Source organism: Geobacillus sp. JS12 (assembly GCF_001592395.1).
Classification (GTDB): Bacteria; Bacillota; Bacilli; order Bacillales; family Anoxybacillaceae; genus Geobacillus; species Geobacillus zalihae.
Genome location: NZ_CP014749.1, coordinates 1,901,396 through 1,913,714, shown reverse-complemented (window position 1 = coordinate 1,913,714; position 12,319 = coordinate 1,901,396). Strand labels below are relative to the sequence as shown.

The window sequence follows — 12,319 nt, the reverse complement described above, 5'->3', positions numbered from 1 at the left end:
AACTAGCACCACGGATTTTCCTTATTTTTTTCAAGATGGCAGTATAGATGGGGCAGCTGCTTTTTTTCTGCAGGAGAGAGCTAGGATCATTCCGCGATGTAGGAGGAGAGCTTGATGGATAAACACCAACAAGCCATTATCACCGTTTCAGCCTATATTACGAATGACACGGGAGAGGTTTTGCTTGTTAAAAGCTATGACCGCTCCGATACGTGGGAAATGCCGGGTGGACAAGTTGAACCGGGCGAGCCGCTCGATCGGGCCGTTCATCGTGAGGTGCATGAAGAGACTGGCGTTGACATCCGTCTCATTGGGGTCAGCGGCGTGTACTACAATGAAACTAAAAATATCATAAACATTGCATTTAAAGCGACATATGTGAAAGGAAACGTTTTTCCCAGCCTGAGGAAATTCAAGAGGCGAAGTTTGTGTTGATCGATGAGTCGAATATTGATGAATATGTGACATGGCCGCATTTGAAATCGCGGGTGCTCGATGCGATGAAAAGGGGATGCTCTGTTCCGTATGAAGCATGGGTCATGAATCCGTCTCGATTATCTACAAGAGTGGGAAGGTGAAGTGCTGTAAATTCATAGTTGTCAAATGCTAAACGCTGCATTATTATAAAAATGTCCATATCCCATAACTGAATCCATTCGCAGCAAGGTGCCGAAAAGGCTTAATAGGGAATCCGGTGGGAATCCGGAGCTGTCCCCGCAACTGTCAATGCGGACGAAATGAAATCGCCACTGTACGGACAGATGGCTTGCGCTGTTTTCCGTACGGGAAGGCTTCAGAGTAGGATGAAGCATGAGCCAGTAGACCTGCCTTGCTTGCCGCAGTTTCCGAATCTTCGGGGGTGAGACGCGGAAACAGTCGTACAGGGCATTGTTGTGCCCATTGGCGGTCTGTTTCGCGCTCATTCCCAGATTTAGGCGGAATGGGCGTTTTTTATTGTACATACATCACTGAAGGGGGAATGACGGATGAAACGTTGGACATGGCCGGCGGTGGTGGCGGTGTTCTTCCTTTTGGCCGCCGTGCTCGTCGGCTGCGGCGGGGCGAATGGCAGCACCGAGCCTGCGAAAAAAGAAGAACCGAAAACGGAACAAGCGGCGTTTCCGGTGACGGTGAAAGACGGGCTTGGCGAGGATGTCACGATCAAAGCGGAACCGAAAAAGATCGTCTCGCTCATCCCAAGCAATACGGAAATCGCCTATGCGTTGGGGTTGGGCGATAAGATCGTCGGCGTCAGCGATTTTGACAATTATCCGGAAGACGTCAAAACGAAAACGAAAATCGGCGGCATGGAATTCAACGTCGAGAAAATCATTTCGCTCCAACCCGACCTTGTCTTGGCCCACGCGTCAAGCGCCCATAACTCGCGCGATGGCCTCAAGCAATTGAAAGACGCCGGCATCACCGTGCTTGTCGTGAATGACGCGAAGTCGTTCGACGATGTGTATGCGTCCATCGAATTGATCGGCAAAGCGACCGGGACGACAGACAAAGCGAAGCAAGTGATTAAGGATATGAAAGAGAAGCTTGCGCAAATTCAAGAAAAAGCGAAACAAATCCCGGCGGACAAACAAGCGAACGTCTGGATTGAAGTGTCGCCGCCGCCGCAAATTTATACAGCCGGCAAAGGGACGTTTATGGATGAGATGCTTCAAGTGATTTCAGCGAAAAACGTCGCCGGCAGCTTGGAAGGCTGGCCGATGGTGACGGAAGAAAAAGCAGTGGCCTATAAGCCGGACGTCATCATCACCACATACGGCGGAGCGAAGCAAGTGTTTGCGCGCGCCGCTTGGAAAGACGTGCCGGCGGTGAAAAACAAGCGGGTGTATGACGTCAACACCGACTTAGTAAGCCGCCCGGGTCCGCGCCTTGTCGAAGGGGTCGAGGAACTTGCCAAAGCCATTTACCCGGATGTGTTCAAGTAAAACGTGGATGTATATATTGGCCGTCACGGCGGCCATGTTATCGTTGCTCGTAGGGATATCGACAGGATCGCTGTCGATTCCCTTTTCTTCTATTGTTCGCATTCTTGCGTCCGAATGGTTTGGTATGCCGCTTCCGTCTGACATTCCGGCCGATTGGGTGCCGATCGTGATGGCGATCCGCTTGCCGCGCGTCGTGCTCGCTTTTTTGGTCGGGGCGTCATTGGCGCTGGCCGGGTCCGCGTTTCAAGGGCTGTTAAAAAATGCGCTCGCCGATCCGTACACGCTCGGCGTCTCGTCCGGCGCCTCGGTCGGGGCGGTGCTCGTCATCTTTCTCGGCTGGCAATGGCCGCTCTTTGGCACGTTCACGCTGCCGATCGTGAGCATTTTATGCGGCATGGCGACGCTTGTCGCCGTTTTGGCGTTCACTCGCGCGGTTGAGCCGCAGCTGTCGGTTGAGACGATCATTTTAGCCGGCATTATCTTCGGCGCGTTTTTCAGCGCGTTCATTTCACTGATGATCGCTTTGACCGGGGAAGAATTGCGGCAAATCATCTCATGGCTGATGGGAAGCGTCGCGATGCGCGGCTGGAAATACAGCGGGCTTTTGTTGCCGTTTTTTCTCATCGGCGCGGCGGTGCTTCTCGCCAACGGCCGCGAGTTGAACGCGTTTGCTTTTGGCGAGGCGGCGGCGCTTCATGTCGGCGTTGATGTTACGCGCCGAAAAGTCATCATTTTGACGGCGGCGGCGCTGCTCACCGGCGCGGCGGTGTCGGTGTCCGGGACGATCGGTTTTGTTGGGCTCGTTGTTCCGCATATGGTTCGGCTTGTGTGCGGGCCAAACTACCGGGTGCTGCTGCCGCTGTCGCTCTTGTATGGCGGGGCGTTTCTTGTGCTTGCCGATGTGGCGGCGCGGACGATCATCGAACCGCGCGAACTGCCGATCGGCGTCATCACCGCGCTGATCGGCGCCCCGCTATTTGCCGTCTTGTTTTTCCGAAAAATGAAGCGAAAGATGGGATGATGATGCTCGAGGTGCGGGCCGTATCGCATCGGTATGGACCAAAGCAAGTGCTTGATCGTGTGACGTTTTCCGTGGAAAAAGGGGAGCTTTTTGGCATCGTCGGGCCGAACGGCAGCGGAAAAACGACGCTGCTGAAACTCATTTGCAAAGAGCTTCCGCTTGCCAGCGGTGAGATCAAGATTCATGGCCAGCCGCTTTTGGCGCTGTCTGCGAAGCAATGGGCGCGGTTTGCCGCCGTCCTGCCGCAGACAGTGGAGGCGGCGGCCGGCTATACGGTGAGAGAAACGGTGGCGCTCGGCCGCTACGCCCATCAGCGCGGCTTGTTTCCGACGTGGACAAAAGAGGATGAAGCGGCGGTTCAAGAAGCGCTTCGTGCGGTCGGCTTGGCTGATAAAATCGATGAGCCGCTTGAGCGGCTAAGCGGCGGCGAGCGGCAGCGCGCCTATTTGGCGCGGGCGCTTGCCCAAAAGCCGCAGCTGCTCTTGCTGGATGAGCCGACGAACCATATGGATGTGAGCGGCCAAGTCCGGCTTTTGGACCGGCTCGCGGAAGCTGCCCGCTCCCGCGATTTGACGGTCGTCGCCGTCTTTCACGATATGAACGTCGCTAGCTTATATTGCGACCGGGTGCTTGTGTTAAAAGAAGGAAAAACAGCGGCGCTTGGAACGCCGACAGATGTGATGACGCCGGCGCTGCTTGAGGAAGTGTTTGCCGCGCCGATTGTGCGTCTGGCTCATCCGGCGGCGGCAAAGCCGATGTTTTCGTTCGTGCCGAAAGGGAAACAAGAAGAATCGTCGGCCGGCGGGCTGCGTTTGTCCTTTCTTGATGACGCCGCTGTTCTGGCCTCCTGCCAGCCGCTTCGCGTCCTGTCCTCGGCATTGATCGGCGCTGGGTTTCAATGGGCGACCCATTTTGTCAACCGCCAAGTCGGGTTGGATTACGATTGCGGCGATGCGGAAGGAGACATGCGCCGCTATTTGGAGCAGCACGGGTTTTCGCCGGAACGAACGATCGGCATGATGACGGCGGTTGATGTCCGTGATGCCGTTTGGCTTCAGAAAGAAGGGGAAGCGTTTTCGGTGGCGGTCATGGCAACCGCTGGCGTCGGCAATGCGGTTGATGCCGCTCGGGCGTGGCAGCATAAGCCGCTTGCGGCAAGGCCGGGAACGATCAATATGGTGATTGTCATTGACGGAGTGCTGACGGAAGCGGCGTTTGTCCAGGCGATGATGACGGCGACGGAAGCGAAGGTAAAAGCGCTCGCCGATCGTTCCGTTTGCGACCCGGAAACAAGGACGCTTGCCACCGGCACGTCGACCGATTCGCTCGCCGTGGCGGCGACGCAAACCGGGCGGACGTTTGCCTATGCCGGAACGGCGACGGAACTCGGGCGCGCGATCGGTCGGCTCGTGTATGAAGCGACGATCGAGGCGCTTGACCGCTACAAGCGGCGGAGGGGGCGGCGATGACGCATTTGCTGGCAATGACGTTGGCTTTGCTGTTGGATGCGCTGCTTGGCGACCCGCGCTGGCTGCCGCACCCTGTGCGCGGGATGGGAACGCTGATTGCGTGGCTTGACCGCCGCTGGAATCAAGGAACGAAGCGGCGGGCGAAAGGGGCGGCGGCCGTGGCGGTCGTGTTGGCCGCTGTTTACGGGATATCGGCGTTCATCGTTTATGTGGGCTACGCGCTGTCCGTATACGTAGGGGTGGCGATCGAGGCGGCCCTCATTTTCACCGCCATTGCGACGAAAAGCCTCGCTGAAGCGGCTGAGGATGTGCGCCGGCCGCTTGAAGCGGGCGATCTTCCCGAGGCGCGGCGGGCGCTGTCGATGATCGTTGGCCGCGACACCGAGCGGCTCGATGAGGCCGGCATCACCCGCGCCTGCGTCGAAACGGTGGCGGAAAATACGAGCGACGGCATCACGGCTCCGCTCTTTTACGCGGCCTTGGGCGGCGCGCCGCTTGCCATGCTGTACCGGGCAGTGAACACGTGCGATTCGATGCTCGGCTATAAAAATGAAACGTATCGCGAATTTGGCTGGGCGGCCGCCCGGCTGGACGATGCGCTCAACTACATTCCGGCGCGGCTGACGGCGCTCGTGATGGTGTTGGTCTGCGGCGGCCGCCGCCTTCGTTTGGCGCTGTCGATCTTGTTTCGCGATGCCCGCCGCCACCCAAGCCCGAACAGCGGCTGGCCCGAGGCGGCGATGGCTGGATTGCTTGGGGTGCAGCTGGGCGGGACGAATACATATGGCGGCGTCGTCTCTGAGCGGCCGACACTCGGCGATCCCGATGTTCCGCTGCGCTCGGTTCATATTCGCCAGGCGGTCGGCATCATGATCAGAACGGTGCTCGCCTTTACGTTATTGCTGCTATGGATCGGGGGGATGATCGTTGCGTTGGCCGGCGCATGGGGCGAATCCGCGCGCGTTGTATGAGCAATGCGGATTGGCCCCTCCGAACGAATACATTGATTTCAGCGTCAATACGAATCCGTACCGGCTGCCGCCGTCGGCTTGGCCGAACGGCGAGGAATGGATTCGCTGGGCCGGTGAGTATCCGGATTCGGAAGCGAAGGCGCTCAGGGAGCTCGTTGCCAAGCAGGAGCAGATTCGACCCGGACAAGTGCTGGTGACGAACGGGGCAGCGGAGGCGATTTATTTGTTGGCCGCGCTATTTGCCGGCCGGCGCGTCGGCATCTTGGAGCCGACGTTTTCCGAGTATCGGCGCGCCTGCCTTGCTTACGGATGCGAAGTCAAGTCTTTGCTGGCAGAGGAAAACCGCGGTTTTTCGTACGACATTGACCAAGCGGCGGCATGGGCAGCGGAATGCGACGCGGTTTTTTTCTGTCATCCGAACAATCCGACCGGAACCGTGATGCCGGAGCGTGATCTCCGCTCGCTCGTCGCTGCAGCGGACCAAGCGGGGACGTATATCGTGGTGGATGAGGCGTTCTATCCGTTTTGGCGCGGCGGATTTACAGCCATGCGGTGGCTGGATCGCTATCCGCGCCTCATTGTGCTTCGATCGTTGACGAAAATCCATCATCTGGCCGGCGCGCGCCTTGGTTATGTTGCTGCCGACGAGGCGGTGATCGCTTCGCTGAAAACGCATCAGCCGCCATGGAGCACAAACGGCATCGCCCAACAATTGGCGCTTCGTTTCATGGCGATGGAATCGTTTGTCAAGTGGACGAAAGAACGGATCGCCGCCGAGCGGGAGCGCGTGTTTCGGTCGCTGCCGGCCGGCCGGTATGCCGTCTCGCCATCGGTCGTGAACTTTTATTTGTTGCGTCCGCGTTCAGGGCGGACAGAGGAGCTGTTTTTTCATTTGTTGAAGGAAGGGGTTGTGCCGCGCCATACGATGAATTTCCCGGGGCTTGACGGCCGCTACATCCGGCTCGCCGTCAAAACGCAGGTGGAAAACGACCGGCTGCTTGAGGCGCTTGAGAGGTGGGATGGATGATCGTGTTTGTGAGCGGCGCGGTGCGCAGCGGCAAAAGTGAAGCGGCAGAGATGTGCGCCATCCGGCTTTCTCGCGGCGGTCGGCTTCACTATATCGCCACCGCGCAGGCAATGGATGAAGAAATGGAAGCGCGCATCCGCCGTCATCAAGAGCGGCGCGCGGCGCAGGCCGCGCATTGGACAGTGTGGGAAAACCCGTTCTCTTCTCAGGAGATTGCCGCTTCCCTGCGCCCAGATGATGTCGTCCTGCTTGATTGCTTGACGGCCTGGCTGGCTTACGAACTGTTTTCCGGGGAACATTGGAAAACAGAAGAGGACGACCGGGCCACCGCACGCCGCTTGCTTGACGGAGTGCGGGCGTGGGATGCCGCCTGCCGCGCGGTCGTGATTGTATCGAACGAGCTGTTTGCCGGGGGTGTTCCGGATGATCCTGGCACATTTCGCTACATGAAAACGCTTGGCTCGCTTCACCAACAGTTGGTCGCGGAAGCGGCGGCCGCCGCGGTCGTTGAATGCGGCCTTCTCCGCGTGAAAAAAGGGCGGTGGCCGGGATGAAGCAAGCATGGAACGGATGGCTGTTGGCGCTGCAGCTGTTTACCACGATCCCGATTCGGCGCTCGATCGAATGGAACGCCGCCCATGTCCGCTGGCTCGTGCGCTGTATGCCGCTTGCGGGGGCGCTGATCGGGGCGCTTTCGGCCGGAGTGTATGCACTCTTTTCCTCGTTTTCATTCAGCTCGCCGCTTGTTTGGGCGCTTCTTCTTCTTTGGCTTGGCATTTGGATGGCCGGGGGATGCACGCTGACGGCTTTATGGATGTGAGCGACGCGTTTTTTTCGTACCGCGACGTCAAGCGGCGGCAAGAGATCATGTCCGATTCGCGCGTCGGCGCGTTTGCGGTGTTGTCGCTTATTTGTTTGTTGTCATTTCGTTGGCTGTTTCTGTACGAATCGCTCCAGACAGGCGTTCCGCCGGCGCTGTTCGCCGCCGTTCCGCTGTTGTCGCGGGCCGGGGCTGCCTGGCTTCTTTCCGTCGGCAAGCTGGCAAAGCCGACAGGAATGGCGGCATCGCTTCGCGAATATAGTTCATGGCGTGATGCCATTTGGGCGCTTGGACTCGCTTTTGTATTGCTTTCGCTTCTTTGTGCATCCACCGCCATTTCGGTGCAAACAGGGGCGGCGCTGGCTGCAGCGGCTGTCGTTTTGGCAGCGGCGGCCAAGCCGTGGGCAGAAAAACAGTTTGGCGGCATCACCGGTGATGTGCTCGGCGCGCTGATCGAAGGAGGAGAGACGGTGCTATGGGGCGTCATTTGGCTCTTACACTCATCCGTCATGGGATGACGGAACAAAACCGACGTCGGGCGTATATCGGCTGGACGGACGCGCCGCTTGCGGCCGCGGAGCGCAATCGGTTGTGCCGTTTGCAGCTTGAGCGGCCGTATCCGGTCGACTGCATGGTCACAAGCGACCTTCACCGCTGTCGAGAAACGGCCGCCTTGCTGTTTGGCGGACGCGGGGCAGATTGGTGCACCAGCCGCTGGCGCGAGCTTCACTTTGGCGCTTGGGAAGGAAAAACGTTTGCTGAGCTGGAAGCGGAGCCCGCCTACCGCCAATGGCTTGCGTCGCCCTTTTCTGCGGCGCCGCCCGGCGGGGAGCGTTATGCCGACTTTCAAGCGCGCATCAAACAGGCGCTTGCGGAGACGATAGCTTTCGCTGAGCGGGCGGGCGCCCGTCATGTGGCTGTCATCACCCATGGCGGCCCGATTCGCCTCCTGCTCGAGCAGTATGCGCCCGATGCCCGTTCGTTCTGGGAATGGGAGGTGCCATTTGCCGGCGGATATACGTTGGAATCGACGATCGAGCGTTGGAAAGGGGGAGAGCGGTGCATTTCGTTATCGGCGGTGCGTTTCAAGGAAAACGAAAATGGGTGAGGGAACGGTATGGAATAAGCGACGGTGTTCATATCGTATGGCATGACGGCTATCAGGAGCCATACAGGTGGCCGGATGGCGCCAAGACGGCGAAAACAGTTGTCTTGGATGGGCTCGAAGCCGCCATCCGCCCTTGTCCGGACCCAGACGAGTGGGAATCCTATTTCCGCGCTTGGCAGCGGTGGGAAGCGGCAGTGTCTGGCCGCACAGTCGTCTGGATCGGCACCGATGTGACGCAAGGCGTTGTTCCGGTTGATCCACAAGAGCGGCGCTGGCGCGACGCCGTGGGAATGTGCTACCAGCGACTAGCTTCCTTGTGCTGCCGCGTCGACCGCATTTGGTGCGGACTGGCGGAACGATTGAAATAAGGGGGAGAGGAAAAGTGAAATTGTATACGCGAACAGGAGACCAAGGAAAAACGAGTTTAGTCGGCGGGCGCGTGGACAAAGACCATTTGCGCGTCGAGGCGTACGGAACGATTGACGAGGCGAATTCGTGCATCGGATGGGCGCTTGCGTTATTGGCCGGCGATGAACGGTTTCGCGACCTTTGCGCTGAGCTGCAAAAAATCCAGCACGAGCTGTTTGACTGCGGCGGCGACTTGGCCATCGTCAACGGCAAGCTTCCGTATAAGGTGACCGAGGCGATGGTCACATTTTTAGAAGAGCGCATTGATGCGCACGTGCAAGAAGCGCCGCCATTGCAAAAATTCATTTTGCCGGGCGGCTCCAAGGCGGCTGCGGCGCTCCATATGGCGCGTACGGTGGCAAGACGGGCGGAGCGGTGCATCGTTTCCTTGCAAAAAGCGGAGCCGATCAACGATGTTGTGCTCAAATATATGAACCGCCTGTCCGATTATTTGTTCGCCGCTGCCCGGGTCGTGAATGCGCGTTTAGGGGTGAAGGACATCGAGTATGAACGGAGCGCGATTGTGTTCCGCGACAAGGAGGAGAAACAATGAACCGCCGCTTGGCTTGGATGGCTGTTTGTTTAGCGCTTTCGGTTGCCGGGTCGTTCATCAAGCTGCCGACGTTTGTCGGCAGTATCGCGTTAGACAGCGCTCCGGCACTCGTTGCCGCCGCCATCCTTGGTCCGCGCGCCGGAGCGGCGGTTGCAGGGCTGGGGCACCTCGTTTCGGCGGTGGTCGGCGGGTGGCCGCTCGGCCCGTTCCATTGGCTTGTCGCATTGGAAATGGCCGGGCTTGGCGCCCTGTTCGCCGTGCTGCATCGGCGGGGATGGAAAATCGGCAGCGCCGTCGTCTTTTTCATCGGCAATGCGTTGTTAGCACCGCTGCCGCTTGCGGTTTCGTTCGGCTGGCCGTTTGTCCTTGCCGTCATTCCGCCGCTTTCCGCCGCCGCTTTGGCCAACGTGTTGATCGCGCTGGCCGTTGCCCCGGCGGCTGCCCGTTTGATGACGAAGGCGGGGGCGCCGCATGCGTGATGTGCTCTTCCTTCCATTGACTGACGGCAGAGAGCTCGCCATTGCCGCAGACGGCTCGGCGGCGGTCGGGGAGAAGCCGGGCGATGCGGTATATGCTCCCGCGGAGACGGTCGCATATTTTGCCGCCCGCGTCGCCTTGATGGAATTGCTGAGCGTCGGGGCGGAAGCAAACGCCGTCGTCTTGCAAAACTTCGTGGCTGATGACCGATGGGAAGCGCTTTGCCGCGGCATTGAACGAGCGTGCCATGAACTTTCCCTTCGCCTTCCGGTCACCGGCAGCACGGAATCGAATTTTTCCACCGTCCAGTCGGCGCTTGGCGTGATGGCGGTCGGAACGGTGGCGGCCGAACGGAAGCGGATCGGCGTCACGCCGGAGGGAGCGAAGTTTGCCGTCATCGGCCGCCCGCTCGTCGGCCCGGCCGTGCTGGCGCATCCTCAATGGGTCGCGCCGCTTTCGCTGTTTGTTGAGCTTCTCGCCTCTCCGTCTGTTTATGAGCTCGTTCCGATCGGTTCCAAAGGCATTTACTACGAATGGATGCAGCTGTTGGCCGCCAACGGCCGCCAAGGGCGGGCTTGCGCCTGCCCGCTGCCGCTTTTTGCCTCTGGCGGCCCGGCGACGTCGTTTTTGATCAGCTATGACCGGGCGGCAGAGGGCGCATTGCGGAAGCAAGCCGGCCGCCTCTTTTTTCCGCTCTTTGCCGAGCGATAGCCGGTTCGCTCGGCCGTCTTCCTTTTTCGTCCAAAAAAATGGTTCCCTTTTTGTATGGAACCCGTTATCATGAAGATAACGGAATGGTTCGGCTTTGGTCCATGGAAACGAATAGGGGGAGAGACACGATGGACCCCGTTTTTGAACAGTTGTACGAACAATATCACGATGATTTGTTTAATTTTTTGTTTTACATGGTGCGAAATCGAGAGCATGCCGAAGATTTAGTGCAAGAAGTGTATGTGAAAGTGCTGCGTTCGTACAAACGGTTTAAAGGGCAATGCAGTGAAAAGACGTGGCTGCTGTCCATTGCGCGCCATGTGGCGATCGATTTTTTTCGCAAGCAAAAACGGCGCCAGTGGGTGAAGGCATCGGAGTGGAGCGAGGAGCAGCTCGGCGCCGACGAGCCGATGCCGGAGGAAATCGCGATTCAAAACGAGGAAATTCAACTCATGTACCGCTGCTTGGCGCGCTGCACGGTCGACCAACAGCTTGTGCTCGTCCTCCGGTTCATCCAGTCGCTGTCGATTGCTGAAACGGCGGCTGCGCTCGGCTGGACGGAAAGCAAAGTGAAAACAACGCAGCATCGCGCGTTGAAGGCGCTGAAACAATATATGGAGGAAGAGGCCGAACGGGAGGAGTGGCGGCATGAAAAAATTTCCCTGGAATGAGCGATGCATCGAACATAACCTTGAGCAGCTGCCCTTGGTGAAAGACCGGCGCACAAAAGAGGCTGTTTACGAACGGCTTCAGCGCGCCCAGCGCAAGATGCGCTGGAGACGGCGCTGGCTTCCGGCGGCGTCGATGGCCCTCTTTCTTGCAGTTGTTGCCGTCGGGATGAATGCGGCCGTTCCGGAGCGCGCGGAACAGCAGCAGCGATCCTCGACCGTCAAAATGCTGCGAGCCGGGAGCGCTTCCCCCAAGTCGAGACGATAATGGCCGCTGATGCGGCGCCGGCACAGGAAGATGCCGGCGTCATGGTGGTCGGCTTGCCTGATGAGGCAAACGGCCGTGTGGTGCCAGTGGCGGTTCCGCTCAGCGGCCGATTGGCCCCCGAAGAGCGGTTCACGGCAGCGCTGCGCGTGCTTGGGCGCTCTCCGCTGCGGGCGGCGTCCGCTTGGTTTAATGGAGTGGTCATTCAGCCGGCCGCCGGGGGGACGGGAGAATGGATGGTGCACGTCCCGGCTCATCACCGTGTGTTTTCGGCCAGCCGCAAAGAGCAGAAGCTGTTTGTCGACGCTCTCGTCGAAACAGCGCGGCAAATGGGGGAGCGGCGCCTCCGCTTTTTCACCGGAGAGAAGGAAGGGCTTGAGTTGCCGGCGCTCGGAATGGTAAAAGCAACAAAAATCAAGGAGCGGCAGCGAATGTATTATAAAAACAGCGCTTCGTTCGGCTATACAGTGCTCGTCCCGGCGCCGGGCAGCGCTCGCACGTTTCCGGAGGCGCTGAAGCAGATGAAAACATCGACGATCCGCGGGCTCGAGCCGGCCATTCCGCCGGGAGTGAAAGTGGAGCTGGCTGATATGGATGCGCGGCATGCGACGGTCCGGATTCAGCTGGCCGCTCAGCCGCGTGCGGAGGACGCGGCGCGCATGGCGGAGGCTGTGCTGCTGACAGCGAAAGAGTTTGGCTTCCGTGAGGTGACGTTCGCGGCTGACGGTTTGTCGAACTTGGGCCCGTACCCGGTTGGAACGCGAATCCGCGTGCCGGCCGGGCCGAACGCTCTGTTGATGGCGGCCGGCCGGTAGCCGCCGTTTGCGTCGTTTTGTTACGATCTTCACTTTGTTGTTCTATCGGGGATGATGTTGGCA

The 12,319-nt window shown here is 59.0% G+C and carries 14 protein-coding genes, 2 pseudogenes and 1 riboswitch; all 16 genes and pseudogenes read left to right on the top strand.

Annotated features, from left to right (window positions below):
• The first annotated feature begins 111 nt into the window (after positions 1 to 111).
• The 16 genes and pseudogenes from A0V43_RS09300 (at position 112) to A0V43_RS09230 (ending at position 12,256) form a co-directional block, all read left to right on the top strand.
• A pseudogene (locus A0V43_RS09300) lies at positions 112 to 578 on the top strand (NUDIX hydrolase).
• A gap of 69 nt (positions 579 to 647) precedes the next feature.
• Positions 648 to 846, top strand: a riboswitch (cobalamin riboswitch).
• Between the two features lie 140 nt (positions 847 to 986).
• A complete protein-coding gene (locus tag A0V43_RS09295; RefSeq protein ID WP_063192975.1) occupies positions 987 to 1,943 on the top strand; it encodes an ABC transporter substrate-binding protein in 957 nt (318 codons plus the stop codon).
• On the top strand, positions 1,930 to 2,964 hold the full coding sequence (locus tag A0V43_RS09290) for a FecCD family ABC transporter permease (RefSeq protein WP_128578078.1): 1,035 nt from the start codon (positions 1,930 to 1,932) through the stop codon (positions 2,962 to 2,964). Before A0V43_RS09295 ends, A0V43_RS09290 begins: the two co-directional genes overlap by 14 nt.
• On the top strand, positions 2,961 to 4,433 hold the full coding sequence (locus A0V43_RS09285) for an adenosylcobinamide amidohydrolase (RefSeq protein ID WP_063192973.1): 1,473 nt from the start codon (positions 2,961 to 2,963) through the stop codon (positions 4,431 to 4,433). The genes A0V43_RS09290 and A0V43_RS09285 overlap by 4 nt, the downstream gene beginning before the upstream one ends.
• Positions 4,430 to 5,404, top strand: a complete 975-nt coding sequence (gene cbiB / locus A0V43_RS09280) for an adenosylcobinamide-phosphate synthase CbiB (RefSeq protein WP_063192972.1) — start codon at positions 4,430 to 4,432, stop codon at positions 5,402 to 5,404. Before A0V43_RS09285 ends, cbiB begins: the two co-directional genes overlap by 4 nt.
• Positions 5,361 to 6,431, top strand: coding sequence for a threonine-phosphate decarboxylase CobD (gene cobD, locus A0V43_RS09275; protein WP_063192971.1), 1,071 nt, complete (start codon positions 5,361 to 5,363; stop codon positions 6,429 to 6,431). Before cbiB ends, cobD begins: the two co-directional genes overlap by 44 nt.
• Positions 6,428 to 6,985, top strand: coding sequence for a bifunctional adenosylcobinamide kinase/adenosylcobinamide-phosphate guanylyltransferase (locus A0V43_RS09270; protein WP_063192970.1), 558 nt, complete (start codon positions 6,428 to 6,430; stop codon positions 6,983 to 6,985). Before cobD ends, A0V43_RS09270 begins: the two co-directional genes overlap by 4 nt.
• Positions 6,982 to 7,769: pseudogene (locus tag A0V43_RS09265) on the top strand (adenosylcobinamide-GDP ribazoletransferase). Before A0V43_RS09270 ends, A0V43_RS09265 begins: the two are co-directional and overlap by 4 nt.
• Complete coding sequence (locus tag A0V43_RS09260; protein WP_012820724.1) at positions 7,727 to 8,359, top strand: histidine phosphatase family protein; 633 nt, start codon at positions 7,727 to 7,729, stop codon at positions 8,357 to 8,359. The pseudogene A0V43_RS09265 and the gene A0V43_RS09260 overlap by 43 nt, the downstream one beginning before the upstream one ends.
• A complete protein-coding gene (locus tag A0V43_RS09255; protein WP_063192969.1) occupies positions 8,311 to 8,727 on the top strand; it encodes a bifunctional adenosylcobinamide kinase/adenosylcobinamide-phosphate guanylyltransferase in 417 nt (138 codons plus the stop codon). The genes A0V43_RS09260 and A0V43_RS09255 overlap by 49 nt, the downstream gene beginning before the upstream one ends.
• Positions 8,728 to 8,741: 14 nt before the next feature.
• Positions 8,742 to 9,320 carry a cob(I)yrinic acid a,c-diamide adenosyltransferase gene (locus A0V43_RS09250; protein WP_063192968.1) on the top strand — a complete coding sequence of 193 codons (579 nt, stop codon included), beginning with the start codon at positions 8,742 to 8,744 and terminating at the stop codon, positions 9,318 to 9,320.
• Complete coding sequence (locus A0V43_RS09245; protein WP_063192967.1) at positions 9,317 to 9,799, top strand: ECF transporter S component; 483 nt, start codon at positions 9,317 to 9,319, stop codon at positions 9,797 to 9,799. The genes A0V43_RS09250 and A0V43_RS09245 overlap by 4 nt, the downstream gene beginning before the upstream one ends.
• Positions 9,792 to 10,508, top strand: coding sequence for an AIR synthase related protein (locus A0V43_RS09240; protein WP_063192966.1), 717 nt, complete (start codon positions 9,792 to 9,794; stop codon positions 10,506 to 10,508). Before A0V43_RS09245 ends, A0V43_RS09240 begins: the two co-directional genes overlap by 8 nt.
• Positions 10,509 to 10,636: 128 nt before the next feature.
• Positions 10,637 to 11,179, top strand: coding sequence for an RNA polymerase sigma factor SigX (sigX, locus tag A0V43_RS09235; RefSeq protein ID WP_033005303.1), 543 nt, complete (start codon positions 10,637 to 10,639; stop codon positions 11,177 to 11,179).
• Positions 11,157 to 11,444 carry a hypothetical protein gene (locus A0V43_RS20450; protein ID WP_236930789.1) on the top strand — a complete coding sequence of 96 codons (288 nt, stop codon included), beginning with the start codon at positions 11,157 to 11,159 and terminating at the stop codon, positions 11,442 to 11,444. Before sigX ends, A0V43_RS20450 begins: the two co-directional genes overlap by 23 nt.
• Entirely contained in the window at positions 11,444 to 12,256 is an 813-nt protein-coding gene (locus A0V43_RS09230) for a UDP-glucose 6-dehydrogenase (RefSeq protein ID WP_236930788.1), read from the top strand. Before A0V43_RS20450 ends, A0V43_RS09230 begins: the two co-directional genes overlap by 1 nt.
• Positions 12,257 to 12,319: the final 63 nt, after the last annotated feature.

Excerpts from the sequence above, each read along its gene's own strand:
- A0V43_RS09295 (WP_063192975.1), top strand. The coding sequence starts at position 987 with ATGAAACGTTGGACATGGCCGGCGGTGGTGGCGGTGTTCTTCCTTTTG.
- A0V43_RS09290 (WP_128578078.1), top strand. The coding sequence starts at position 1,930 with ATGTGTTCAAGTAAAACGTGGATGTATATATTGGCCGTCACGGCGGCC.
- A0V43_RS09285 (WP_063192973.1), top strand. The coding sequence starts at position 2,961 with ATGATGATGCTCGAGGTGCGGGCCGTATCGCATCGGTATGGACCAAAG.
- cbiB (WP_063192972.1), top strand. The coding sequence starts at position 4,430 with ATGACGCATTTGCTGGCAATGACGTTGGCTTTGCTGTTGGATGCGCTG.
- A0V43_RS09270 (WP_063192970.1), top strand. The coding sequence starts at position 6,428 with ATGATCGTGTTTGTGAGCGGCGCGGTGCGCAGCGGCAAAAGTGAAGCG.
- A0V43_RS09260 (WP_012820724.1), top strand. The coding sequence starts at position 7,727 with ATGGGGCGTCATTTGGCTCTTACACTCATCCGTCATGGGATGACGGAA.
- A0V43_RS09245 (WP_063192967.1), top strand. The coding sequence starts at position 9,317 with ATGAACCGCCGCTTGGCTTGGATGGCTGTTTGTTTAGCGCTTTCGGTT.
- A0V43_RS09240 (WP_063192966.1), top strand. The coding sequence starts at position 9,792 with ATGCGTGATGTGCTCTTCCTTCCATTGACTGACGGCAGAGAGCTCGCC.
- sigX (WP_033005303.1), top strand. The coding sequence starts at position 10,637 with ATGGACCCCGTTTTTGAACAGTTGTACGAACAATATCACGATGATTTG.
- A0V43_RS20450 (WP_236930789.1), top strand. The coding sequence starts at position 11,157 with ATGAAAAAATTTCCCTGGAATGAGCGATGCATCGAACATAACCTTGAG.
- A0V43_RS09230 (WP_236930788.1), top strand. The coding sequence starts at position 11,444 with ATGGCCGCTGATGCGGCGCCGGCACAGGAAGATGCCGGCGTCATGGTG.